Below are 24,696 nucleotides of genomic sequence, written 5' to 3' on the forward strand. Positions count from 1 at the left end.
CGGGGGAGGGTCGTCGCGAAGGGGTGGGGTGGGAACAACCGGCGATGCAGATACCGGCCTGTGATGATTTGCCTTGCCGCCCCCACCAGGTCTCCGATTCGCTTCGACCATCCTCCCTGACCGGGGAGGGTGAAATCCGCGAGCCACTCGCAATTGCGCGCATATTTCATGCGCATTACGGATGAATTGACCCCGGATCGGGGAAATCATTTGCGCTGACAGCCCTGTCTCGCCTTATATGTTGCCATGCAACAGAAAGGCCCATCCGGACCGCAAGGGTTCGTCGTCCAACCGCGCCGCCTGCCCAAGGCGGAGGCGGCCGTGCGCGTGCAGGATTTCGGCGAGATCATCGTCAAACCGACCACCGAGAACGTCGAGATCCAGGCCGGCCGCTGCACCGACTGCGGCGTGCCCTTCTGCCAGACCGCCTGCCCGTTGCAGAACAACATCCCCGACTGGCTGGGCCTGTCCGCCGAGGACGAGATGCGCGAAGCTTGGCGTATCGCCTCGGCCACCTCGACCATGCCCGAGATCTGCGGCCGCATCTGTCCGCAGGACCGGTTGTGCGAGGGCTCCTGCACCCTGAACCAGTCCGGCTGGGAAGCCGTGACCATCGGCTCGGTCGAGGCCTTCATCGGCGACACCGCCTTCGACAACGGCTGGGTCGAGCCGATCCGTCCTCTGCATGAGCGAGCCCAGTCTGTCGCCATCGTCGGCGCCGGCCCCGCCGGCATGGCCGCCGCCGACCGGCTGCGCGAACAGGGCTATCAGGTCACCGTCTACGACCGCCACGACCGCCCCGGCGGCCTGCTGACATACGGCATCCCCGGCTTCAAGCTGGAGAAGCGCGTCGTCCAGCGCCGCATCGATCGCCTGATCGACGGCGGCGTGACCTTCGTCACCCACTGCGATGTCGGGACCGACATTACCCTTGCCGAGTTGCGCGAGCGCCACGACGCCGTCCTGCTGGCCATGGGCGTCTATCAGGCGCGGGCCCTGCAGGTGCCCGGCGCCGGTCCTGGCGACACGATCCCGGCGCTCGAGTTCCTGATCCACCAGAACCGCCGCGACTTGGGCGAGGCCGACGACGACACCGGCCATCATGCCCGGGGTCGCAACGTCGTCGTCATCGGCGGCGGCGATACGGCCATGGACTGCGTCCGCACCGCCATCCGCCAGGGGGCCGAGAGCGTCACCTGCCTGTACCGCCGCGACCGCGAGAACATGCCCGGGTCGGCACGCGAGGTCCTGAACGCCGAGGAAGAGGGCATCCACTTCGAATGGCTGGGCGCGCCCAAGGCCCTGATGTCGCGTGACGGCTCGGTGTCCGCTGTCCGCGCCGCGCGCATGGCACTGTCGGAACCCGAGTTCGGCAAGCGCCGCGAGATCGTGCCGGTGCCGGGCGCCGACTTCGACCTGAAGGCCGACCTCGTCATCGAGGCGCTGGGCTTTGAGCCGGAGAAATTCGCCGCCCATCACGACGACCTCAGCCTGACCGAATGGAACACGGTGGCCACCGCCCGGTCCGGCTTCGCCACCAGCCTGCCCGGCGTCTATGCGGCGGGGGACGCGGTCCGTGGCGCATCGCTCGTCGTCTGGGCCGTTCGCGATGGTCAGGACGCCGCCGCCGAGATCGACCGTTACCTGCGTACCCGGACGGCGGAGGTCGCGGCGTGACACGTCAATCTCCGTGCATCCCCGCGAAGGCGGGGACCCAGTCCTTTGGGCGGGCTCGTATTTTCGCGTGCCCGCTGACCCCCATCCCAACCGCCCGTGCCTCACAAAAGCACTGGGTCCCCGCCTTCGCGGGGATGAGCGGAGAGTACGCATGACCTGGCTGACCAAGTATCAAGAAGACCGACAGCGCCTGATCGACGCCCACGCCTACGAGCCGTCGTCGGAGAAGGACGCCTGCGGCGTCGGCCTCGTCGCCGCGATCGACGGCAAGCCGCGCCGCGAGGTGGTCGAATTGGCCATCAAGTCGCTGAAGAACGTCGCCCACCGGGGCGCGGTCGATCCCGACGGTCTGTCCGGAGACGGCGCCGGCCTGATGGTCGAGGCGCCCCAGGCCTTCTTCGCCGAACAGGTTCGCGTCATCGGCCAGACGCTCAAGCCCGGGCCCATCGCCATCGGCCAGATCTTCCTGCCGCGCACTGACCTCGGTGCCCAGGACCGCGCCCGCGCCATCGTCGAGACAGAGGTCCTGCGCGCCGGGTTCACCATCTACGGCTGGCGCCAGACACCCATCGATCTGTCCGTCGTCGGCTCCAAGGCCGATGCAACCCGGCCCGAAATCGAACAGATCATGCTGGCCGTCCCCGCCGATCTGACGGACGACGGCGAGGCGCTGGAGCGCGAACTCTATCTGGTCCGCCGCCGCATCGAGAGCGCGGTAATCGCCGAAAGCGTGCCCGGTTTCTACATCTGCTCCCTGTCGGCGCGGTCGCTAATCTACAAGGGCATGGTCCGGGCGGAGCTGCTGGATCAGCTCTATCCCGACCTGCTGGACCCGACCTTCCAGGCCGCCTACGCCATCTTCCACCAGCGCTATTCGACCAACACCTTCCCCGAATGGCGGCTGGCCCAGCCGTTCCGGATGCTGGCCCACAATGGCGAGATCAACACGCTGAAGGGCAACCTGAACTGGATGCGGTCGCACGAGATTCGCATGACGGCCCAGGCCTTCGGCGACAGGGATGGCGACGTGAAGCCCGTTGTCCAGCCGGGCGGCTCCGACTCCGCCGCCCTCGACAACGTGTTCGAGGTCCTGGTCCGCGCCGGCCGTCCCGCCCCCATGGCCAAGGCCCTGCTGATCCCCGAGGCCTGGGCCCGCGACGAGGGCCTGATGAAAGCCGAGCACCGCGCCCTCTACGCCTACTGCAACGCGGTGATGGAGCCGTGGGACGGCCCCGCCGCCATCTGCGCCACCGACGGCCGATGGATCGTCTGCGGCAAGGACCGCAACGGCCTTCGTCCCCTGCGCGCCATGGAGACCCATGACGGCCTGCTGCTGGCGGGCTCCGAGGCGGGCCTTGCCGGTCTGCCGGAAAGCCGCATCAAGCGCCGCCTGCCGATCGGCCCGGGCCGCATGATCGTCGCCGACCTCCAGAACGGCGTCCTGCTCGACGAGATCGAGACCATCGACGCTCTCGCCGCCGATCATCCCTATACGGAATGGCTGGAGAACATGGTCGATCTGGAGCCGATCATCGGCCCCGGACCCGAGCCGCGCGCCGCCACCGGCGAGGCCCTGACCCGCCGCCAGATCGCCGCCGGCTTCAGCCGCGAAGACCTCGACCTGCTGCTCGATCCGATGATCAAGGACGGCAAGGAAGCGGTCGGTTCCATGGGCGACGACACGCCCCCCGCGGTGCTCTCCGCCCTGCCCCGGCCGCTGGCGCATTACTTCCGCCAGAACTTCTCCCAGGTCACCAACCCGCCGATCGACCCCCTGCGTGAAGCGGGCGCGATGAGCCTGAAGACCCGGTTCAAGAACCTCGGCAACATCCTCGCTGCGGAAGAGGCCCAGACGAATGTCTTCGTGCTCGACAGCCCGGTCCTGACGACCGGCATGTACGAGCGGATGCTCGACGTCGTCGGCGCCGGATCGACGGTGGTGATCGACTGCTCCTATCCCCTCCCCGAGGCCGATGCGCGCCCGGGCGGCGGCCTGCGCGCCGCGCTGGACCGCATCAAGGACGAGGTCGAAGCCGCCGTCCGTCACGGCTCCAGCCTTGTCGTCTTGACCGACGAGCGCGCGTCCGAGTCCAGCCTGTCAGTGCCGATGATCCTGGCCACCGCCGGGGCGCATCGCCGCCTGACCGACACCGGCCTGCGCAGCTTCGTCTCCATCGTCGTCCGCTCGTCCGAGGTTCTGGACCCGCACGGGTTCGCCGTCCTTGTCGGCGTCGGCGCCACGGCCATCAATCCGTGGCTGGCGCAGGAGATGTTCCAGGAGCGTCTGGATCGCGGCGCCTGGCCGGGCCTCTCCCTCCGCGACGCCTGCCTGAACTACAAGGCCGCGCTGGAGGCCGGTCTCATGAAGACGCTGGCGCGCAAGGGCATCAGCGTCATCTCAGCCTATCGCGGCGGCTGCGAGTTCGAGGTCCTGGGACTGTCCCGCGCCGTCACGGCCGAGTTCTTCCCGGGCGCCCCCTCGCGCATCTCCGGCATCGGCCTGGCCGGCCTGGAACGGGCCGCGTTGCAACGCCATGCCCAGGCTTGGACAGAGGCCACCCCCTCCCCCGCCGTCGGCGGCTTCTTCCGCATCCGCGCAGGCCAGGAAGCTCACGCGCACGATGCGAAGACGATCCACCTGCTGCAGGACGCCTGCAATCGCGGCGACTACAAGCGCTTCAAGCAATACTCAGAGGCCGTCCGCGACCAGCCGGACCTCGCCCCCCGCGACCTCCTCGACTGGCGCGAAGGCCTGAAGCCCGTCCCGGTCTATGAGGTCGAATCCGTCTCCGACATCAGGAAGCGTTTCCTGACCCCCGGCATGTCGCTCGGCGCCCTGTCGCCCGAGGCGCATGGGGTGCTCAACGTCGCCATGAACCGTATCGGCGCCCGCTCTGTCTCGGGCGAGGGCGGCGAGGATCCGGACCGCTACGCCACCCGCCCGGACGGCGACAACATGAACTCGGCGGTCAAACAGGTCGCGTCGGGCCGGTTCGGCGTCACCGCCGAATACCTGAACCAGTGCCGCGAGATCGAGATCAAGATCGCCCAGGGCGCCAAGCCCGGCGAGGGCGGCCAGCTGCCCGGCTTCAAAGTCACCGAATTCATCGCCCGGATGCGCCATTCGACCGTCGGCACGACCCTGATCAGCCCGCCGCCACACCACGACATCTATTCGATCGAGGATCTGGCCCAGCTCATCTACGACCTGAAGTCGATCAACCCGGACGCCCGGGTGACGGTCAAACTGGTCTCCGCCTCGGGCATCGGCGCCATCGCCTCCGGTGTCGCCAAGGCGAAGGCCGACTGTATCCTGATTGCGGGCCACAACGGCGGCACCGGGGCCTCGCCCCAGTCGTCGATAAAGCACGCCGGCCTGCCGTGGGAGATCGGCCTGGCGGAAACCCATCAGGTCCTCAGCCTCAACAACCTGCGCAGCCACGTCGTGGTCCGCGCCGACGGCGGAATGCGCACCGGCCGGGACATCGTCATCGCCGCCATCCTGGGCGCCGAGGAGTTCAACATCGGCACGGCCAGCCTGATTGCCATGGGCTGTCTAATGGTGCGCCAGTGCCACTCCAACACCTGCCCGGTGGGGGTCTGTTCGCAGGACCCGCGTCTGCGCGAGAAGTTCACTGGCACGGCCGACAAGGTCGTCAACCTGTTCAGCTTCATCGCCGAAGAAGTCCGCGAATACCTGGCCATGCTGGGTGCCCGCTCGATCGACGAGATTGTCGGCCGCACCGACCTGCTGCGACAGGTCCGTCGCGGCGGCGCTCACCTGGACGACCTCGACCTCAACCCGCTCCTGGTCCGCGTCGAGGCCGCCGAGAAGAAGACCTGGGCCGAGAAGGGCCGTGCCGAGGTTCCGCCGACCCTGGACGCCCGCGTGCTCAACGACGCCTGGGCCTTCCTCGATCGCGGCCAGACATCGGAGCTGACCTATCCGATCTCCAACGTCATGCGCACCATCGGCGCGGGCGTGTCCTCGGCCATCGTGCGTCGATGGGGTCCAACTGGACCGACCGGCGTCCTGACCCTGAAGCTGCAGGGTTCGGCCGGGCAATCCTTCGGCGCCTTCGCGGCCAAAGGTCTGAAACTCGAGCTGACCGGCGAGGCTAACGACTATGTCGGCAAGGGCCTGTCCGGCGCCGACATAGTGGTCAAGCCGATCGAGTGGCGCGAGCACCAGCCCGCCATCGGCAACACGACGCTCTACGGCGCCACCTCAGGCCGCCTGTTCGTCGCCGGTTCGGCGGGCGAGCGGTTCGCGGTCCGCAACTCCGGCGCCGAGGCCGTGGTCGAGGGCGCCGGCGCCCACGCCTGCGAATACATGACCGGCGGCCGCGTCGCGATCCTGGGCCCCGTCGGCTGGAACCTGGCCGCCGGCATGTCGGGTGGCGAACTGTTCGTCCTCGACGAGGCGGGCCGGACGGGTCTCGCCCTCAACGGCGATCTCGCGGCCTTCGCTCCCGTCACCCGGGCGGCGGGCGAGCGGCTGAAAGCCCTGATCGAGGCTCATCTGGCGGCGACTGGATCGCCCCTGGCGCGTCGTCTGCTCTCGGCCTGGTCGGACAGCCTGAAGCGGTTCGTCCGCATCGTCCCGATCCCGGTCGCCGAGGCCGAGCGCAAGCTTGACCATGGCGAAGCGGTCCCAGCATGATCCGTCTTCCCTGACGTTCCAGAGGCCTCCCCGCCGATGACACTCGCCGCCGCGCCCGCCCTCCTCGTCCATCAGGCGCCGCTCGTCATCGACGGCGCGGCGACCGCCTGGATCCTCGTCTCGATGGCCTTCGTGCTGATGATGACCCTGCCCGGGCTGGCGCTGTTCTACGGCGGCATGGTGCGCAGGAAGAACATCATCGCCACCATCGCCTCATCGACGGCGGCGCTGATGGTGGTGACCATCCTGTGGTTCATCGCCGGCTACAGCCTGTCGTTCGGGACCTCAGGCCCGGCGACCAACGGCTTCATCGGAGGGCTTCAGGCGGTCTTCCTCGACGGCGTGCGGATCAACACGGCGCACAGCCTGGCGCCTGCTCTGCCCGAATACCTGTGGATCGCCTACCAGCTGACTTTCGCCATCATCACCCCGGCCCTGATCGCCGGGGCCTTCGCCGAGCGGATGAAGTTCTCGGCGTCCCTGCTGTTCTTCGGCCTGTGGCATCTGATCGTCTATGCGCCGATCTGCCATCAGGTCTGGGGCGGGGGCTACCTCGGCTCGTGGGGCGTGCTCGACTTCGCAGGCGGCGCCGTGGTGCACGTCAATGCGGGTGTCGCGGGCCTCGTCTGCGCTCTCGTCCTCGGTCCGCGCTATGGTTTCGGACGGGACAATATGGCGCCCGCCAATCTCGCCTACACCGCCATCGGCACGGGCCTGCTGTTCGTGGGCTGGCTGGGCTTCAACTCGGGGTCCGCCTGGGCCGCCGACGGCAACGCCGCCGTCGCCGCCCTCAACACCCTCATCGCCCCCGCCGCCCTCGGCTGGATGGTGATCGAGTGGATCGAGAAGAAGCGTCCTACGCTTCTGGGACTTCTCTCCGGCATCGTCGGGGGCCTGGTCGCCTTCACGCCCGCGGCCGGCTTCGTCGATCCCAAGGGCGCCTTCCTGATCGGCCTGATCGGCGGCCCGGCCTGCTACGCCGGCGCGGTCTGGCTGAAGCACGCCCTGAAATACGACGACAGCCTCGACGCGTTCGGCATCCACGGGGTCGGCGGTATCGTCGGCGCCATCCTGACCGGCGTCTTCGCCACCACGGCTATCAACGGCGCAGCCGAAGGCGCGGACTTGGTGAAACAGATCGTCGGCCCGGCCGCCGTCATCGCCTGGAGCGCGGTCGGCACCTTCGCGGTCCTGATGGTGTGCAAGTTCACAACCGGCCTGCGCCCGACCAAGGACGGCGAGGTCGAGGGGCTCGACTACTCCGAACACGGCGAGAGCATTCACTGAGCGTCCCTGTCCCGCCGGGAGAGGGAACCGCGCCCTAATCCACCTTCCGCACGTTGTCGTCGGAGTTCCGGTCGATCCACTTGTTGTACGGATCTGCCCCCGCGAAGGTCGGCTTCGTCGCCGTCGTGAACCGGAACGTCTGCACCCCGCCCCTCAGCGGCCGCCGCTCGAACAGCAGCACGTTGCTGGCGTCGAACTCGCCCTTGCCCGGTTCGGCCGAGAACAGGCCGATGTCGAAGGTCTCGTTCAGCGGCGATTCCGTCTCCACGCCCTTGCCGTCGGCGTAAAGTTTGCGCGCCTCGACCGTGACCGTCACATCCCAGCGTCCATCACGGCGTTCGGTGGCTGTCGTCGCCGTGGTCTTCACGTCGTACAGGGTGATCTTCTCGAACAGGTCGGTAATCAGGGCCCGTTTGTCGGCCGGGGCATTGGCCCGGATCAGGTTGATCAGGTCGACCGAGCGCGGATAGGGCGCGGACTTGAAGGCGTGGGCGGCCAGAAACTGGGACAGCGCCCGATTCACATTCGCCTCGCCGATCTGGTCGGCCAGCAGGTACATGACCACCGCGCCTTTGCGGTAGTGGATGTACTGTTGGTTCTCCATCCGGTTCAGCGGCAGCTCCTCGATCAGCTCGGTCCCGCGCGAGCGCAGGTAGCGGTCCAGCTCGAACTTCAGGAACCGGCGGATCTTGTCGGGTCCGTACATCTCCCGCATCACCATCAGGGCCGAATACTGGGCCAGGGTTTCGGACATCAGGGTCGCGCCCTGCATGTTCGCCCCGACCACCTGGTGCGCCCACCACTGGTGCGCGAACTCGTGCGCTCCGATGTAGGTGACGTAGTCGATCTTGGTGTCGTCCCGCAGGTCGGCGATGAAGCCGAGGTTCTCGGACCAGGCGAAGGTGTTCGGCATCGACTGGGCGAACGAGCCGTAAGGGAACTCGCTGATGCGCGCCTGACGGAACTGGTAGGGCGAGAAGTTCGTCTGGAAATAGTCCAGCGCGTTTTCCAGCGCCGTCATCATTCGGGGCACGTTACGGCCGTGCTGCGCGTCATGGAAGACGACCATCTCCACGCCGTTGTGCATCTGGCGCGCGATCTCGTAGCTGGCCGACTGGACCGACAGGAAATAGAGCACGGGGCTCTCGGTCACGAACCGCATCGTGCGGCGACCATTGGCCGTCGTGTCGCTGCGCACCTGGCCTGGCGCCAGCGGAGTCTGGTCGGCGTCGGTGGTGACGGTGACGTCGGCCGTGACCCAGTCGGCGCCGATATAGTTGCGGCCCGTCGCCGTCAGGTCCTCGAGCTTGGCGAGACGCAGTTCTGGCGGAAGACCGTTCTTGCGGCGCTTCGAGCGGTCCTGAAGCAGGCCGATGGAGCGATCCATGCCGATCATTGGCGCGAGCTCCATGTTGTTCACGAAGGTCCCGTTGTCGACGATCCGGGTCGTATTGCCGCTGTTCTTGAAACCGCGCTGTTCCAGCACGGTGTCGAACGACACCGTACGCCGTTCGCCGGGGGCCATCGGCGTGTCGAAACGGTAGATGCGATAGTCGAACTCGGGCCACTCGCGCACCATTCGCGCGCCCTGGACCGTCAGCGCCTTCATCTCCAGTTCGTCGTTCCAGCGCATGTGCATTTCCGACAGAGGCGCGCCGGTGCGGTTCTCGACCACATAGGTTCCGGTCGTCTCAAGGCGCGGGGTGCGCGGGTGCAGGTCGAGGTTCAGTTTCACGTCGACCAGCGTGGGCTGGGGCGTGGTCTCGAAACGCAGCAGGGTCTTCTCGTACTCGGCCTGCAGCTTCTCCTGCTGGCCCTGGCTGCGATACTCGTTCCAGACATTGGTGTTGACGTAGATGAAGACGCCCAGGCCGATGAAGGCGACCAGGGCCAGGCCGCCGACGACGCCCGCAGGCCCCATCAGCCGGTGCGGAAGACGCTTCAGCCGCGGCATAAAGCGGGTCTCGGTCCCCCGCCGCCACAGGGCATAGCCGAGGGTCAGCAGGATGATGGCGGCCATCGTCCAGTAGGCGTCCAACCAGGCGGCAAAGCCGGCGTAGTCGTCCCGGCCGTTCATGTCGGACAGAGGCTGACCGACGCCCGAACCGTAGCGGTACAGCACATGGTCGAAGCCCATGTTGGACGCCACGATGGTGGAGATCATGTAGACCACCATGATCGCCCAGCCGACGAACTTGTTGGGCGACAGCGACTGCACAAAAATGGCGAGCACCGCCAGAAGGGCGAAGTTGATCGTCTGCGGCACGACGTACCACATCAGGTATTTGTCGAACTCGTAGTCAGTGTAGCCCTTGAAGGTCTGAACAGCGACGCCGGCCACGACGCCCGCGATCGAGATCGAGGCCAGCACCAGGATCAGCGCCAGGGTCTTGGGCAGCAGGAAGGTCCAGTCGGGCGTCGACGAGGCGTCGATGATCTCGTGCACCTTGCGCTCGCGATCACGCCAGACCAGCTCGCCGGAATAGTAGATGGCCACGATCATCGCGATCAAACCGAACGGCAGGCCGTCGATGACTACGCGCGTCACCAGCAGGACGGGCGCGCCGTAGATCTCGCCGAGGAACAACAGGGTCGTGACCGCGAAGGCGAAGCCCAGCAGGATCAGGACGAAATAGGCCGGGCTCTTGAACACCAGGCTCATTTCGAACGCCGTGCGCGAGGCCAGCCGCGTCCAGCCGGCGGCGAAGCCCTCGGTCGGCGTGGGCAGCGGGCGGTTCGGCGTCAAGGCGGGCGCAGCGGTCTCGGCCATCTTGCGCAGCTTGTCGGTCTTGCCCTCCTTGGCCCCGCGAATGGCGGGGCGATACAGGGCGTAGGCGACCGCGAGGATTCCCGCGCTGATACCCAGCCACAACAGTCGGTTCCACAGGAAGATTCCCTCCAGCGGGATGTTCAGCGTGTTCCGCTCGGCGGACGTCCAGTATTTGGTCGCCAGGCCGAAGGCTGCGGCGCCGAAGGGCTCGCCCCATGCCATCGCCGTCTCAAGCTCGGGCTTGTTTCCCAGAACCCCCGACGCCGCCAGGTAGAGGATGAAGACCGCCACCACGCCGACATAGGTCGCCATCATCGACCGGGTCACGGTCGCCAGGGCGAAGAACAGGGCCGAGGTCAGGAACACGCCCGGAAGGCCCAGCACGAGGTAGTTGTAGAGGTAGTCCCATGGCCGGAAGGCGTCGATCGTCTCCTTGTCGACCCAGGGTGCGATCGTGCCCGCGATGACGCCCAGCGAGATGACCGCGAAGCACAAGGCCGTCGCCAGGAAGGCGCCCGTGAACCGCCCATAGAGGTAGTCGAACTTCGTGATCCGGGTGGACTGGACCATGGGCCCGAAGCCCGTCTGGATGTCCCGCACCACGACATTGGCGACGATCGCCGTGGTCGCCAGCATGAAGAACATCGACATGATCGCGTTGATGCTGGCCAGGGCGTAGGGCGCGTTCTTGTGGACGTTGCCGCCCGCGCCGATGGAGATGTTGTCCGAGGCGGCGACAAGGCCGAAGCCCATCAGGCCGAAGATGATGGCGATGACCCAGAAGGCCGGCTGGCGCAGCTGGTAGCGGAATTCGAAGGCGGCGATTTTCCCGAACATGGTCTTACGCCGCGACCTTGCGCGAGGCTGACAGGGTCGAGAAATAGACATCCTCCAGCCCGCCCGGCACGGGCTCGAAGCCTTCGCCCGGACGACGGTCGGCCAGGACGTGGATCACGGTCTTGCCGGCGAACAGGCGCGTCGAGATGACCTCGTGTCTGGCGCGGTTTTCCTCCAGCGCCTCCTTGTCGATGGTCTTCTTCCAGACCCGGCCGTTCAGCTGTTCCATCAGGTGGGCGGGCGCGCCTTCCAGCTGGATCTTGCCGCCCGCCAGCACCGCCATGCGCGGGCACAGATCGGCCACGTCCTCGACGATGTGGGTCGACAGGATGATGACCACATTGTCCGCAATCTCGGCCAGCAGGTTCAGGAAGCGGTTGCGCTCCTCCGGATCCAGACCCGCCGTCGGCTCGTCGACGATGATCAGTTTCGGATTGCCGATCAGGGCCTGGGCGATGCCGAACCGCTGGCGCATGCCGCCCGAGAAGCCGGCCAGGGCCTTCTTGCGCACCGACCAAAGATTGGTCTGTTGCAGCAGGGTCTCGACCGTTTCCTTGCGATCCTTGCCCGAGGCGATGCCCTTCAGCACCGCCATGTGATCAAGCATGTCGTAGGCCGAGACGCGCGGATAGACGCCGAAATCCTGGGGCAGATAGCCCAGGGTGCGGCGCAGCTTTTCCGGGTCCTTGATCACATCGATGCCGTCGAAGTCGATCGAGCCGGAGGTGGGCGTCTGCAACGTCGCGATCGACCGCATCAGCGTCGATTTGCCCGCGCCGTTGGGACCCAGCAGGCCGAACATGCCGTTGGGCACGCTCAGCGACACATCATCGAGCGCCCGTGTCCCGTTGCCGTAAACGTGGACGAGATTCTTGATCGTAAGCATGAGCAGCCCCCTGACAGTCAAGCGACCTTGTCACGTCGGTCGGGGGCTCGGCAAGTTACGATTGAGTCACGGTTTGCCGGAAATGCAGGGCCGACCGCCGATCGACGAGTTCGCGGTGATTTCGACCATGCCGAGGTCGCCATGTTCCGGCGATTTCGACCAGCACGGCTATGCAGAATTCTGACGAATCGGGCAGAGGCCGCATTCGGCTCAGGACATCGGCGCCCGGCTGAGCGTGAAGCCGCCCGAGGTCGCCGCAAAGGCGTCCTCGCCGGTGCGATGGAAGGCCATCGCTACCGATCCGTCAGCGGCCAGCATCTCGAACCCATTCGCCGTCGCGCGCCAGCTCTTCGCCCGCGTCGCTGCGGGTATGCCGCAGTTCTCGGCCAGCACCGGCCGGACGCCGTCGATCACGAGGTTGGCCAGCGACACCTGGCAGCGCGCGCCGTCGGGCCCGCGCAGGGACCAGAAGCCGGCGACCTGATCCACCGCCAGCACCCGCCCCTGCGGCTCCGACGAAGCCGGCGGCGCGGCGCAGCCGGTCATGAGGATCGCTCCGGCGACAGCGCAGATGATGGATCGGTCACGGATCATGCTTTCCTCTCTAGACGATCAGCTTCCGCCGCGATCGGGGCAGAGACAAGGCCGTATCAGCCCGCCTTCGCCCTGAGCCGATACGCATGCAGCAACGGCTCGGTATAGCCGTTCGGCTGCTCCACCCCCTCGAACACCAGGGCCCGCGCCGCCTCGTACGCCAGCGACCCATCGGGGTCCGGCGCCATCGCCCGGTACAGGGGATCGCCCGCGTTCTGGGCATCCACCCTGGCCGCCATCCGCAGGAAGGAGGCATCGGCCTGAGCCGCTGTGCACACCCCGTGCAGCAGCCAGTTGGCGATATGCTGCGAACTGATCCGCAGCGTCGCCCGGTCCTCCATCAGCCCGACATCGTGGATGTCCGGCACCTTGGAACACCCCACCCCCTGGTCGATCCAGCGCACCACGTAGCCGAGGATGCCCTGGGCGTTGTTGTCCAGCTCATCAGCGACCTCCTGCTCCGACCAGTTGGCCCCATTCGCCAACGGCGGGGTCAGCAGATGCTCAAGCCCCGGTGTCGGCCGCCCCGCCACGTCCTTCTGCACCGCGAACACATCGACCGCGTGATAGTGCAGCGCGTGCAGGGTCGCGGCTGTCGGCGAGGGCGTCCAGGCCGTGTTGGCTCCGGTCCGTGGGTGGCCGATCTTCTGCTCCAGCATGTCCGCCATCCGGTCGGGCGCGGCCCACATCCCCTTGCCGATCTGGGCCCGGCCCGAAAGACCGCAAGACAGGCCGATGGCGACGTTGCGCGCCTCATAGGCGGCGATCCATTTCGAACTCTTGATGTCGGCTTTTCGCACCACCGGCCCGGCCTGCATCGCCGTGTGGATCTCGTCGCCGGTGCGGTCCAGGAAGCCCGTGTTGATGAAGACGATCCGGTCCTTCACCGCATGGATACAGGCGGCCAGATTGGCCGAGGTCCGCCGCTCCTCATCCATCACCCCGACCTTGATCGTATGCCGCGCCACACCCAGCAGGTCCTCGACCGCATCGAACAGCTTGTTCGTGAACGCCGCCTCGTCCGGCCCGTGCATCTTCGGCTTGACGATATAGACCGACCCCGCGCCGGAGTTGGTGAAGGCGCCGATGCCCTTCAGGTCGTACATTGCGATCAGCGACGTCACGATGGCGTCGAGAATCCCTTCCGGCGCCTCGGTCCCGTCCGGCAGGCGGATCGCCGGATTGGTCATCAGATGGCCGACGTTGCGGACGAACAGCAGCGACCGGCCCTTGAGCGTCACCGCCCCTCCGCCCGGCGCGGTGAAGGTGCGGTCCGGTTCCAGCCGCCGCTCCAGCGTCTCTCCGCCCTTCTGGAAGCTGGCCGACAGGTCGCCCCGCATCAGCCCCAGCCAGTTGCGGTAGGCGGCGGTCTTGTCCTTGGCATCCACCGCCGCGACCGAGTCCTCGAGGTCGCAGATGGTCGAGAGGGCGCTCTCCAGCACCACGTCCGACAACCCCGCAGGATCGCTCCCACCGATCGCGCTGGACCGGTCGATGACCAGCTCAACGTGCAGCCCGTTGTTGACCAGCAAGATCGAGGACGGCGCCGACGGCTCGCCCAGATAGCCCACGAACTGAGCCGGACCCCTCAGCCCCGGCTTCAACCTGCCGGCCGCCACCGACCAGCCCGTCACCTGCGAATGCGATCCCGTTTCCAGCGGAACCGCATCGTCGAGGAAGGCCCTGGCCCGCGACACGACCCGCGCTCCGCGCGCCGCATCATACGGCCCGGCCGGCGGCAGATCGCCCAGCGCGTCGGTACCGTAGAGGGCATCGTAGAGGCTGCCCCACCGCGCATTGGCCGCGTTCAGCAGGAAGCGCGCATTGAGGATCGGCACCACCAGCTGCGGCCCCGCCAGCCGCGCCAGTTCGTCGTCGACCCGTTCCGTCGTCACCGAGAAGGGCGCCGGTTCGTCGACCAGATAGCCGATGTCGCGCAGGAAGCTCTCGGTCCCTGCCGGTTCGTGCGCCTGTCCCTTGCGGTCTCGATACCAGCTGTCGATCCGCGCCTGCAGGTCGTCCCGGCGCTTCAGCAGTTTGCGGTTCTCCGGGGTGAATCGCGCGAACACCTCCGCCACGCCGGTCCAGAACCCGTCCGCCCCGATCCCGAGCCCCGGCAGGACATCGTCCTCGATGAAGCTCGCCAGTTCGGCGGCCACTGACAGGCCGGCGCGGTCATGGTGGGTCATGCGGATCTCCAGCGCAGACCGGCTGGGGAGGCGGCCTGTAACAATGCGTGATCGCACTAGAGCGGAGCGGTGTGCAGGCCGCAAGAGGTGTTTCGGCTGACACCGGTGACAGCGGTGCTGTGGCGGGCCTAATGTCAGCGATCGCGGTGGCGCCGCTCTCCGTGCGCCCCGGCGAAGGCCGGGGCCCAGAAGGCGGATCCGGTCGTCGGGACAGCGATGCAGGCGGCCCCTTCCGGCCGCCCCGTTTTGGGATCTGGACCCCGGCCTTCGCCGGGGTGCACGGAGTTTGAGATGAGTGTTTCGCGTCGTTCCGTGGTCGCCGCCGCCCTGATCCTGCCCACGCTCGCCGTGCCCGCCTTCTCTCAATCCGACCACCCGGTGGTCGCCACCACCAACGGGCCGGTGCGCGGCCAGACGGACGCCGGGATCGCGGTGTTCAAGGGCCTGCGTTACGGCGCCGACGCCGGACCGCGCCGCTTCCAGCCGCCCGTCCGCCCGACCTCATGGACCACCCCTGCCGAGGCCTTCGCCTATGGGCCCGCGAGCCCGCAGGGCGGGACTGAAGCCAGTCAGTCCGAGGACTGCCTCTTCCTCAATGTCTGGTCTCCGGGGCTCGACCACGAGCGGCGGCCGGTGATGGTCTATATCCACGGCGGCGCCTATTCGAACGGCTCGGGCTCCAGCCCGCTCTATAACGGGACGCGGCTGGCGAGGCGCAACGACGTGGTCGTGGTGACCCTGAACCACCGGCTGAACCTGTTCGGCTACGCCTATCTGGCCCGCATCGCGGGCGCGCCCTTTCTCGACAGCGGCAACGCCGGACAGCTCGATCTGCACCTCGCGCTGGAATGGGTGCGCGACAATATCGGAGCCTTCGGCGGCGATCCCTCCCGCGTCATGGTCTTCGGCCAGTCCGGCGGCGGGGCCAAGATCGCGACCATGATGGCGACGCCGGCCGCCGCCGGCCTGTTCCATCGCGCCGCCACCATGAGCGGCCAGCAGGTCACCGCCTCCGGCCCCTGGAACGCGACCCGCCGCGCCGAGGCCTGGCTCGACGCCCTTGGCCTGCCGAATGACCGCGCCGCCGAGGCCGCGACCCTGCCGGTTGAAGATTTGCTGAAGGCCTCCGAGGCGACCGATCCGGTGCTCGGCTTCGGCGGCCTCTACTGGGGGCCGGTGCTCGATAACCGCAGCCTGACGCGTCACCCCTTCTATCCGGATGCACCCTCCCAGTCGGCCCAGATCCCGATGATCATCGGCAACACCCACGACGAGACCCGCGCCTTCCTTGGCAATGACCCGGCCAATTTCGCCCTGACCTGGGACGACCTGCCCGGCAAGTTGACGAACCGGGAGTTCCGCATCGACGTCGCCCCCGAACCCGTCATCGCCGCCTATCGCCGGATGTATCCCGCCTACTCTCCGTCCGACGTCTTCTTCTCCGCCACCACGGCGGCCCGCTCATGGCGCGGCGCTGTGATCGAGGCCGAGGTCCGCGCCGCGGCCGGAACCCCGGCCTGGGTCTACCAACTGGACTGGACATCTCCGATCGACGGCGGCCGGCGCGGCGCCATGCACACCGACGACATCCCCCTGGCGCTCGACACCGTCAGGGCGACCGGCAGCCGCGCCCAGGGACCGGAGGCGCAAGGCATGGCCGACCGCCTGTCGAGGGCCTTTGTCGCCCTGGCCCGCGACGGGGATCCCAACCACCCAGGCCTGCCGAGCTGGACCCCCTACGATCTGACCCGCCGCCAGACGATGATCATGGACGCGCCGCCCCGGATGGAGGACGATCCGCGCGGCGCCGAACGTCGCCTGTTCGCGGCGATCCCCTACATCCAGCCCGGAACCTGATGGCCCAGCCGCCCGCCCCGCCCGAAGCCCGCCCGCCGTTCCGGGTGCTGCGCCTGCATGGCGTGTTGCTGGCGGGTCTGGCGACCGCGGCGGTCATCACCCTCGCCGCCCCGGTCGAGTGGCGCTGGACCGTGCGGCTCGCGGCAGGCTGGGATGCGGGCGTGGCCCTGTTCCTGCTCCTGACCTTCCTGAAGCTGGCCCGGACGCAGTCGGTCGAAGCCATCCGCGCCCGGGCGGCCGAACTGGACGAGGCCGGGGTCGCAGTCCTCCCGCTCAGCCTGCTGGCCGCCGCCGCCAGCGTCGCCCTGGTCATCTCCGAGGCCGCCACGGCATCGGCGGGCATCGACAAGGGGATCGAGGCCCTGCTGACCCTCGGCACCGTCGCCGCCTCCTGGCTCTTCGTCCACGTGCTGTTCGGCCTGCACTACGCCCATCGCTTCTATGCGCCGGACAAGACGGGCGATCGTGGCGGCCTGCTGTTTCCGGGAGAGACCGAGCCCGACTACTGGGACTTCCTGCACTTCTCCCTGATCCTCGGCGTCGCCTCCCAGACCGCCGACGTCCAGATCGCCGACCGGGGCCTGCGTCGGCTCTCGACGGTGCACAGCGTGACGGCCTTCGTGTTCAACACCGTGCTGGTGGCGCTCGCGGTCAACCTGGCGGTGAGCCTGATCTAGGCCGGTCGTCTCCTCCCCGTCGCTGCGCGACAGGGAGGAGACGACAGCCGTCCGCCTTGACTTCGCCGCAGTGTGCGCCCATTTGCGCTGCGTCGCACAATTGCGATCCCCGGCGTCTCCAGCGCGTGTGGGTCTTGCTTCCGAGCGAAGACCTGACTGTAGCAGCCGCCGGACCCTCAAGATTCATTCGCTGCCCGGACACGCGGGGCGGCGCCCGATCCACCCCGCGAGCCCCACTCTGGTGCTCCGTCGGGACTGGCGGTGCGCGGCCTTATCGGCGTTGAGCCATGGCTGATGCGCGTCGCCGCCTACGCGAAAGAAACATAGCTCCCATGAGCATTACCTTCGAATCCTTCGGCCTTAACAAGGCCCTGCTGCAAGCCCTCACGACCGAGGGCTACACCATCCCCACGCCGATCCAGGCCCAGGCCATTCCCGACGTCATGCTCGGCAAGGACCTGCTGGGCATCGCCCAGACCGGCACCGGCAAGACCGCCGCCTTCGCCCTTCCGATCCTGCATCGCCTGGCCGAAAATCGCGTCGCCCCCCTGCCGCGCACCACCCGCTGCCTGATCCTGTCGCCGACGCGTGAACTGGCCAGCCAGATCGCCGAGAGCTTCAAGACCTACGGCCGCCACCTCGGCTTCAAGGTCGCCGTCGTCTTCGGCGGCGTGAAATACGGCCCGCAGGAACGCGCCATCCAGGGCGGCCTCGACGTCCTCGTCGCCACCCCCGGTCGCCTGCTGGATCATATGCAGCAAAAGACGCTGGACCTGTCCTCCACGGAAATCTTCGTCCTCGACGAAGCCGACCAGATGCTGGACCTCGGCTTCGTCAAGCCGATCCGCCAGATCGTCTCGCGCATTCCGGCCAAGCGCCAGAACCTGTTCTTCTCCGCCACCATGCCGACCGAAATCGGCAAGCTGGCCGGCGAGCTGCTCAAGGATCCGGTCAAGGTCCAGGTGACCCCCCAGGCCACCACGGTCGAGCGCATCAACCAGTCCGTGGTCCACGTCGAACAGGGCCGCAAGCGCGCCCTGCTGACCGAGATGTTCGCCGACGACAACTACACGCGCTGCCTGGTCTTCACCAAGACCAAGCACGGCGCCGACAAGGTCGCGGCCTATCTGGAGGCCGGCGGCGTCCAGGCCGGAGCGATCCACGGCAACAAGAGCCAGCCCCAGCGTGAACGCACCCTGGCCGCCTTCAAGGCCGGCAAGCTGCGCGTTCTGGTCGCCACCGACATCGCCGCGCGCGGCATCGATGTCGACGGCGTCTCGCACGTGGTGAACTTCGAACTGCCCTTCGTGCCCGAAGCCTATGTTCACCGCATCGGCCGGACGGCCCGCGCCGGCGCCGACGGCTCGGCCATCAGCTTCGTCGCCGGCGACGAGATGAAGCTGCTCAAGGACATCGAGAAGGTCACCCGCCAGAAGATCCCGGCCACCGACCGTCGCAACGACAAGTCGCTGGGCCTGCTGGACCAGTCGATCATGGCCGCCGGCGTCGGCACCAAGGCCACCATGCCCGACCGCGAGGATCGCCCGCGCGGCGATCCTCGCGGTCCGCGCAACCCGCGTCGCGACGGCGTCAAGCCGGCCCACGGCGGCCAGCCGCATCGCCAGCGCAAGCCGGCTCCGGGCGGCAACCGCGAAGGCGGGCGCGATGGCGGACGCGATCAGAACCGCAGCCACAACGGCGACCGTTCGATCACCAACGTCACCCCGTTCGATCCCCTGGCCGCCGACCGCGCCCGCTCTGCCGCCAACGCCAACCGTCCGGTCGCGGCGCCCAAGCCCGACGGCGAGATCAGCCGCCGCCCCCGCGGCCGTCGCCCGTCCAACGGCGGCAAAGGCTACGTCGCCAAGGCCTGATGCTTTGAACTGAAATGAGACGGCGGGCCTCGCGAGGAGCCCGCCGTTTTCATGTCTGGAGCGCCGTCGCGATCCCGGCCGCGCCAAGCGCCCCCGCCAGCGCCTGGACTGCCGCCTCGACCTTCGCCGCATCCCGGCCGCGCACCACCAGATTCGTGCCCAGCTCGCCGTCCGACCCGGCTCCGAACGGATAGCTGCCGAACGACAGGTCGCAGTCCGCCTTCGCCGCCTCGGCCAGGGGCGCCGCGATAGCGCCTTCGCCGACGCCGGTGACCCTCAGCGTCCGCTGATGCACCACCGCCCCGGTCCGCAACCTGGGCGCCACATCCTCCAGCATCCCGGTCATGATCTTCGGCACGCCCGCCATGACGAAGACGTTGCCGATCTGGAATCCCGGCGCATCCGTCACGGGATTGGCGATCAGTACGCCGCCGTCCGGAATCCGCGCCATTCGCCGTCGCGCCTCGTTGAGTTCGTCACCATAGCGCCGCTCCAGGATCGCCAGCGCGTCTGCACGTTCCGCTATGCCGACGCCGAACGCCTCGGCCACGCAGTCCGCCGTGATGTCGTCGTGCGTCGGGCCGATCCCGCCGGTGGTGAAGACATAGTCGTGCGCGGCGCGCAGCGCGTTCAGCGCCTCCACGATCTGCGGCGGTCGATCCCCGACCGTTCGCGCCTCCAGCAGGTCGATCCCCAGCGCGCCGAGGAACCGCGCGATAGAGTTCAGATTGGTGTCGGCCGTCCGCCCGGACAGGATTTCATCGCCGATGATCAGGACGGCGGCGGTCGGTGCTGCGTGGGTCATGCGCCACACCTACGCCGCCGCGGCCAGCCGACAAGGGCTCGCCGTCACAGCCGCTGAAAAGGCTTGAGGAAGCGTGCTACACTGCCCACATAAGCTCCGACGGCGCTGACCAGCGCGACCCCGAGACCGCCGAATGTACGAAACGCCCGAGCTGGCTGAAGAGACCTTCACGCGGACCAGCGCCATCCGTCTGTATGAGCCCGGGGATTTCGAAGGCATGCGCGTCGCCGGCCGTCTGGTGGCCGAGGCGCTCGACATGATCACGCCGTTCGTCGTGCCCGGCGTGACGACCCAGGAGATCGACGACCGCATCCGCCAGTTCACCCTGGACAAGGGCGGCCTGCCCGCCTGCCTCGGTTACAAGGGCTATATGAAGACCGTCTGCACCTCGATCAATCACGTGGTGTGCCATGGCATTCCGGGCGACCGGGTGCTGAAGGACGGCGATATCGTCAACATCGACCACACCGTCATCGTCGACGGCTGGCACGGCGATTCCAGCCGCATGTACGCCGTGGGCAACCTGGCCCCTCGCGTGAAGAAGTTGGTGGATGTCACCTATGAATCGCTGGCTCTCGGGCTGGAGCAGGTGAAGCCGGGCAATACGTTCGGCGACATCGGCTTCGTCATCCAGCGCTATGTCGAGGCCAACCGCATGAGCGTCGTGCGCGACTTCTGCGGCCACGGCATCGGCCGCCTGTTCCACGACAGCCCCAATGTCCTGCACTATGGCCGCAAGGGCGAGGGCGCAGTGCTCAAGCCCGGTATGTTCTTCACGATCGAGCCGATGGTGAATCTGGGCAAGCCGCACGTGAAGGTGCTGACCGACGGCTGGACCGCCGTGACCCGCGACAAGTCCCTGTCCGCCCAGTGCGAGCATACGGTCGGGGTGACCGAGGACGGCTGCGAAATCTTCACCGCCAGCCCGGCCGGCCTGTTCAACCCGCACTAGAAACCCCCTTGAACCGCGCCCGCCACCGGTTAGCCTGACTACGTGTCAGCAGAGGGCGTCGTGACGGATCAGGGCGATCAACCGACAACGACCACCGCCATGGTCGTCCCGCATTATGTGGGACACCGCGAACGGCTGCGCGAGCGCGCCCGAACCGCCGGCCTGCACCATCTGCCCGACTACGAACTGCTGGAGCTGTTCCTGTTCCGCAGCCAGCCGCAGGGGGATGTGAAACCGGTCGCCAAGGCCCTGCTGTCGCGGTTCGGATCCTTCGCCGCCGTCCTCGCCGCCTCGGTCGAGGACCTGATGACCGTCCGCACTGAGGACACCCGGGGCCGCAGAAAGGGCGTCGGCATGGAGACGGCCCTGGACCTCGCCGCCCTGCACGAGGTCGCGCAGCGCGTGGCCAGGGAGCCGAACGTCAAACGGCCCGTCATCTCGTCCTGGACGGCACTGCTCGCCTACGTCCGCGTCGCCCTCCAGCACGAACCGCGCGAGCAATTCCGCGTCCTCTATCTCGACAAGAAGAACCAGCTGATCCTCGACGAGATCCAGAACCGGGGCACGGTCGACCATGCCCCGGTCTATCCGCGCGAGGTTGTCCGCCGGGGCCTGGAGGTCAGCGCCGCCGCCATGATCCTGGTCCACAACCACCCGTCCGGCGACCCGACCCCCAGCCGCGCCGACATTGACATAACCAGACAGATCATCCAGGCGGCGAAGGCCCTCTCCGTCGAGGTCCACGACCACCTGATCGTCGGCCGCGAGGGCGTGACCAGCTTCAAGCAACTGGGACTGATGTGACCGGACCCGTCCTGACCACGCCGCGCCTGACCCTGACGCCCGTCGCCCTGAAGGATTTCGACAACCTGGCCGAGCTTTGGCGCGACGCGCGGTTCACCCTTCCCATCGCAGGGCGGGGACCGATGACCCGCGAAGAGGTCTGGTTCCGGCTGCTGCGCGATCTGGGCCACTGGCAGGCGCTGGGCATGGGCAACTGGGCCATTCGCATGACCGACACCGCCCACTATGTCGGCAGTGTCGGGGTGCTGGACTACCGGCGCGAGACGCATCCGCCAATGGACACGCCGGAACTCGGCTGGGGCGTCGGGGTCCGCTTCCAGGGGCTGGGGTTGGCGCGAGAGGCTCTGGAGGCGGCGCTGCACTGGTGCGATCATTCGCGCAGGCTGCCCCGGACCGTCTGCATGATCGATCCGCCGATTGCGCCTTCGCTGAAGCTGGCCGGCCGCACGGGCTTCACTGCCTATGCGGAGGGGACCTATCAGGACAAGCCCGTGATCTTCCTGGAACGGCCGGCGGCCCGATGATCTCATCCTCCCTCGAAGGGAGGGAGGTCGCCGTCGCCGCTAGCCAGCCATTAAGGTTTACCGGCCATTGTCCACCCCATGCCGATGCCCGTCGAAACCCTGCATGCCTATCTGATCGAGGCGTTTCCCGACGCCGAAATCGTGATCGACGACCTCGCCGGCGACGGCGACCACTACAAGGCGCGTATCGTCTCAACCGCCTTCGCCGGCCTGCCGCGCGTGAAACAACACCAGCTCGTCTATGCCGCGCTCAAGGGGCATATGGGCGGCGAACTGCACGCCCTCGCGCTCGAAACCTCCGCCCCCTCCACGACAGGCTGATCCGCCATGCGCTATCGCCCCTTCGGCGCATCCGGCGCCGCCATCTCGACCCTGACGCTCAGCCTCGGCGTCGAAAATCTGGCGCGGGGGGTGGCGGCCGCCAACGACCTGATCTTTTCGGCCCTGGAGGCCGGTATCAACTCCTACAGGCTGGAGACGGCCGACCCGGTTCTCGCCGAAGTGCTTGGTCAGGCCCTGGCCAACGTCGATCGCAAGCTCCTGAACGTCAGCCTTCAACTGGGCGTCGGCGACGGCCGTCGGGGTTCCGCCCGCGACTTCTCGGCCGAGGGCATGACCGGCGCCATCGACCGCTGCCTGCATGTCTCCGGTCTCGGCTGGATCGATGTCGCCATGCTTCAAGAGCCCGGCGAGGACGAACTGCCGCAATCCTCCCTGAACGCCCTCAAGGCCCTGCGCGCCACGGAACGCGTCCGCTTTCTCGGCGTCTCCGGCGAGGGCGAGGTCATGGACGCCTATGTCTCGACGGGCGCCTTCGATGTTCTCGGCACGCCCTTCCACGTCAATGTCGACTGGAAGATCCGCTCTCGCCTCCGCGCTGCGCGCGAACAGGACATGGCCATCCTGGCCTATGATTATTTCCCCGCCGAACTCGATACCGAGAAGAAGGCCGCAACCCTGCATGAGCCCAAGAAGGGCCTGTTCGGCTTTGGCGGCGGGTCGAAGACGAAGGACAACCCACTGGCCCATGCCGGCACCTTCGCCTTCCTGCATCGCACGCCGCACTGGACCGCGGAGGCCATTTGCCTCGCCCACACCATGACCGACCCGGCGATCTCCAGCGTCCTGATCACCGCCCGGGATGCCGAACGCCTGAACGCCCTCGCCGCTGTGCCCGAGCGCGACATGCCGCCTGGCCTTTCGGCTCAGATCGAGATGGCCCGGGTCGCCGCCTGATATGCCTCTGGACACGCAGGCTTGAGGCTCGCCTCCCTTGACCGGCGCCCCCGCCATCCCTAGCTGACGCCTTCAACGAAAGGCGTCTCCCTGTGTCCGAACAAGCCCTCGATACCGCCGCCGATCCGGCCCACGCCTTCATCGCCCGGACCGTGGCCCAGAACGACGTCGTCCTGTTCATGAAGGGGACGCCCGACAGCCCGCGTTGCGGCTTCTCCTCGCTCGCCGTCCAGATCCTCGACCATGTCGGCGCGCCTTTCGTCGGCGTCGATGTTCTTCAGGACGACGGCCTGCGCGACGGCATCAAGGCCTTCACCGACTGGCCGACCATCCCCCAGCTCTATGTGAAGGGCGAATTCGTCGGCGGTTCGGACATCGTGCGCGAGATGTTCCAGGCTGGCGAACTGACCGCCCTGATGGTCGAAAAGGGTGTTCCTCTCGGCGAGGCGTAAGCCTTGGCCCGCCCGACCCTGACGCCGCGCGAGGACCGCGAGGTCTTCGAGGTTCCCCTCGATATCCGTTCCGAGCACATCGACGACAACGGCCACGTCAACAACGTCGTCTACGTCGGCTGGCTGCAGGAGGCGGGCACTACCCATTGGAACGCCCGGTTCGACAAGGCGACGCGCGCGAAATGGTCCTGGGTCGCCCTTAGGCACGAGATCGACTATCTGCGCGCGCTCCTGCCCGACGCCACAGCTGTGGCCCGGACCTGGGTCGGCGATCCGCAAGGTCCGCGCTTCGCCCGCTATGTCCGTATCGAGGACGGCGAGGGCCGGCTGTGCGCCCAGGGCGTTTCGGAATGGTGTCTGGTCGATGCCACGACAATGCGGCCGACGCGCATCCCGGCCGACATGCTGCCGACCTTCGAGCGGCGCTAACGCACTCACGGGATCCGCGTTCCCGACTTTCCGCGATTCTTGCGTTGAATCCGAGTCATGCGTGCTAGGTGATGTGGACAAAGTGGATTCCCAAATCAGCTGATCGCTGATTCAAGGCTGTTCTTTGCGGAGAGCAGCCATGGTTCGTGGTTTGATGTCGGATGCGGAGTGGGCGTTCTTCGA

General features: G+C 67.5%; 18 protein-coding genes. 13 read left to right on the top strand and 5 right to left on the bottom strand.

Annotation, left to right across the window (positions count from 1 at the left end; translation table 11 throughout):
* Positions 1-246 precede the first annotated feature (246 nt).
* From ACP7AU_RS10385 to ACP7AU_RS10395, 3 genes are all read left to right on the top strand, one after another.
* Positions 247-1,677: an NAD(P)-dependent oxidoreductase gene (locus ACP7AU_RS10385; RefSeq protein ID WP_426051357.1), complete on the top strand. Its 1,431-nt coding sequence runs from the start codon at positions 247-249 to the stop codon at positions 1,675-1,677.
* Between the two features lie 151 nt (positions 1,678-1,828).
* Entirely contained in the window at positions 1,829-6,340 is a 4,512-nt protein-coding gene (gene gltB, locus ACP7AU_RS10390; RefSeq protein ID WP_426051358.1) for a glutamate synthase large subunit, read from the top strand.
* A gap of 36 nt (positions 6,341-6,376) precedes the next feature.
* Positions 6,377-7,627 (top strand): ammonium transporter, encoded by a 1,251-nt coding sequence (locus ACP7AU_RS10395; RefSeq protein WP_426051359.1) that lies wholly within the window; start codon positions 6,377-6,379, stop codon positions 7,625-7,627.
* 34 nt (positions 7,628-7,661) lie between these two features.
* On the opposite strand, the gene ACP7AU_RS10400 is transcribed toward ACP7AU_RS10395, so the two are convergent.
* The 4 genes from ACP7AU_RS10400 to ACP7AU_RS10415 form a co-directional block, all read right to left on the bottom strand.
* Positions 7,662-11,234: a M1 family aminopeptidase gene (locus ACP7AU_RS10400; RefSeq protein ID WP_426051360.1), complete on the bottom strand. Its 3,573-nt coding sequence runs from the start codon at positions 11,232-11,234 to the stop codon at positions 7,662-7,664.
* 4 nt (positions 11,235-11,238) lie between these two features.
* The gene (locus tag ACP7AU_RS10405) at positions 11,239-12,120 is read right to left on the bottom strand and encodes an ABC transporter ATP-binding protein (protein ID WP_426037456.1); all 882 of its coding nucleotides are present in this window, start codon (positions 12,118-12,120) and stop codon (positions 11,239-11,241) included.
* A 210-nt stretch (positions 12,121-12,330) separates the two neighbouring features.
* Positions 12,331-12,714 (bottom strand): AprI/Inh family metalloprotease inhibitor, encoded by a 384-nt coding sequence (locus tag ACP7AU_RS10410; RefSeq protein WP_426037454.1) that lies wholly within the window; start codon positions 12,712-12,714, stop codon positions 12,331-12,333.
* Between the two features lie 56 nt (positions 12,715-12,770).
* Complete coding sequence (locus ACP7AU_RS10415) at positions 12,771-14,903, bottom strand: malate synthase G (RefSeq protein WP_426051361.1); 2,133 nt, start codon at positions 14,901-14,903, stop codon at positions 12,771-12,773.
* Positions 14,904-15,194: 291 nt separating this feature from the next.
* Between ACP7AU_RS10415 and ACP7AU_RS10420 the strand changes: the two genes are divergently transcribed.
* The 3 genes from ACP7AU_RS10420 to ACP7AU_RS10430 all read left to right on the top strand — a co-directional run bounded on the left by ACP7AU_RS10420 (position 15,195) and on the right by ACP7AU_RS10430 (position 19,311).
* A complete protein-coding gene (locus tag ACP7AU_RS10420) occupies positions 15,195-16,760 on the top strand; it encodes a carboxylesterase/lipase family protein (protein WP_426051362.1) in 1,566 nt (521 codons plus the stop codon).
* Positions 16,760-17,437: a DUF1345 domain-containing protein gene (locus tag ACP7AU_RS10425; RefSeq protein ID WP_426037448.1), complete on the top strand. Its 678-nt coding sequence runs from the start codon at positions 16,760-16,762 to the stop codon at positions 17,435-17,437. The genes ACP7AU_RS10420 and ACP7AU_RS10425 overlap by 1 nt, the downstream gene beginning before the upstream one ends.
* Positions 17,438-17,769: 332 nt before the next feature.
* A complete protein-coding gene (locus ACP7AU_RS10430) occupies positions 17,770-19,311 on the top strand; it encodes a DEAD/DEAH box helicase (RefSeq protein WP_426051363.1) in 1,542 nt (513 codons plus the stop codon).
* A 49-nt stretch (positions 19,312-19,360) separates the two neighbouring features.
* Here ACP7AU_RS10430 and ACP7AU_RS10435 read toward each other — a convergent pair whose 3' ends face one another.
* Positions 19,361-20,116: a competence/damage-inducible protein A gene (locus tag ACP7AU_RS10435; RefSeq protein WP_426051364.1), complete on the bottom strand. Its 756-nt coding sequence runs from the start codon at positions 20,114-20,116 to the stop codon at positions 19,361-19,363.
* Between the two features lie 133 nt (positions 20,117-20,249).
* Here ACP7AU_RS10435 and map point away from each other — a divergent pair, with 133 nt between their 5' ends.
* From map to ACP7AU_RS10470, 7 genes are all read left to right on the top strand, one after another.
* Positions 20,250-21,068: a type I methionyl aminopeptidase gene (gene map / locus ACP7AU_RS10440; RefSeq protein ID WP_426051365.1), complete on the top strand. Its 819-nt coding sequence runs from the start codon at positions 20,250-20,252 to the stop codon at positions 21,066-21,068.
* 99 nt (positions 21,069-21,167) lie between these two features.
* Positions 21,168-21,872: a RadC family protein gene (gene radC, locus ACP7AU_RS10445; RefSeq protein ID WP_426051372.1), complete on the top strand. Its 705-nt coding sequence runs from the start codon at positions 21,168-21,170 to the stop codon at positions 21,870-21,872.
* Positions 21,869-22,396: a GNAT family N-acetyltransferase gene (locus tag ACP7AU_RS10450; protein WP_426051366.1), complete on the top strand. Its 528-nt coding sequence runs from the start codon at positions 21,869-21,871 to the stop codon at positions 22,394-22,396. The genes radC and ACP7AU_RS10450 overlap by 4 nt, the downstream gene beginning before the upstream one ends.
* A 78-nt stretch (positions 22,397-22,474) precedes the next feature.
* The gene (locus tag ACP7AU_RS10455; RefSeq protein WP_303694033.1) at positions 22,475-22,717 is read left to right on the top strand and encodes a BolA family protein; all 243 of its coding nucleotides are present in this window, start codon (positions 22,475-22,477) and stop codon (positions 22,715-22,717) included.
* 6 nt (positions 22,718-22,723) lie between these two features.
* Positions 22,724-23,632 (top strand): oxidoreductase, encoded by a 909-nt coding sequence (locus ACP7AU_RS10460; protein WP_426037438.1) that lies wholly within the window; start codon positions 22,724-22,726, stop codon positions 23,630-23,632.
* 92 nt (positions 23,633-23,724) lie between these two features.
* Positions 23,725-24,084, top strand: coding sequence for a Grx4 family monothiol glutaredoxin (gene grxD / locus ACP7AU_RS10465; protein ID WP_303694035.1), 360 nt, complete (start codon positions 23,725-23,727; stop codon positions 24,082-24,084).
* A 3-nt stretch (positions 24,085-24,087) separates the two neighbouring features.
* Positions 24,088-24,513 (top strand): acyl-CoA thioesterase, encoded by a 426-nt coding sequence (locus ACP7AU_RS10470; RefSeq protein WP_426051367.1) that lies wholly within the window; start codon positions 24,088-24,090, stop codon positions 24,511-24,513.
* Positions 24,514-24,696: the final 183 nt, after the last annotated feature.

Source organism: Brevundimonas sp. SL161, from assembly GCF_049896985.1.
In the GTDB taxonomy this organism is placed as follows: Bacteria; Pseudomonadota; Alphaproteobacteria; order Caulobacterales; family Caulobacteraceae; genus Brevundimonas.

Bases quoted from the DNA above. Each gene is read 5' to 3' on its own strand.
- ACP7AU_RS10385 (WP_426051357.1), top strand. From the start codon at position 247: ATGCAACAGAAAGGCCCATCCGGACCGCAAGGGTTCGTCGTCCAACCG.
- gltB (WP_426051358.1), top strand. From the start codon at position 1,829: ATGACCTGGCTGACCAAGTATCAAGAAGACCGACAGCGCCTGATCGAC.
- ACP7AU_RS10395 (WP_426051359.1), top strand. From the start codon at position 6,377: ATGACACTCGCCGCCGCGCCCGCCCTCCTCGTCCATCAGGCGCCGCTC.
- ACP7AU_RS10400 (WP_426051360.1), bottom strand. From the start codon at position 11,234: ATGTTCGGGAAAATCGCCGCCTTCGAATTCCGCTACCAGCTGCGCCAG.
- ACP7AU_RS10405 (WP_426037456.1), bottom strand. From the start codon at position 12,120: ATGCTTACGATCAAGAATCTCGTCCACGTTTACGGCAACGGGACACGG.
- ACP7AU_RS10410 (WP_426037454.1), bottom strand. From the start codon at position 12,714: ATGATCCGTGACCGATCCATCATCTGCGCTGTCGCCGGAGCGATCCTC.
- ACP7AU_RS10415 (WP_426051361.1), bottom strand. From the start codon at position 14,903: ATGACCCACCATGACCGCGCCGGCCTGTCAGTGGCCGCCGAACTGGCG.
- ACP7AU_RS10420 (WP_426051362.1), top strand. From the start codon at position 15,195: ATGAGTGTTTCGCGTCGTTCCGTGGTCGCCGCCGCCCTGATCCTGCCC.
- ACP7AU_RS10425 (WP_426037448.1), top strand. From the start codon at position 16,760: ATGGCCCAGCCGCCCGCCCCGCCCGAAGCCCGCCCGCCGTTCCGGGTG.
- ACP7AU_RS10430 (WP_426051363.1), top strand. From the start codon at position 17,770: ATGAGCATTACCTTCGAATCCTTCGGCCTTAACAAGGCCCTGCTGCAA.
- ACP7AU_RS10435 (WP_426051364.1), bottom strand. From the start codon at position 20,116: ATGACCCACGCAGCACCGACCGCCGCCGTCCTGATCATCGGCGATGAA.
- map (WP_426051365.1), top strand. From the start codon at position 20,250: ATGTACGAAACGCCCGAGCTGGCTGAAGAGACCTTCACGCGGACCAGC.
- radC (WP_426051372.1), top strand. From the start codon at position 21,168: ATGGTCGTCCCGCATTATGTGGGACACCGCGAACGGCTGCGCGAGCGC.
- ACP7AU_RS10455 (WP_303694033.1), top strand. From the start codon at position 22,475: ATGCCGATGCCCGTCGAAACCCTGCATGCCTATCTGATCGAGGCGTTT.
- ACP7AU_RS10460 (WP_426037438.1), top strand. From the start codon at position 22,724: ATGCGCTATCGCCCCTTCGGCGCATCCGGCGCCGCCATCTCGACCCTG.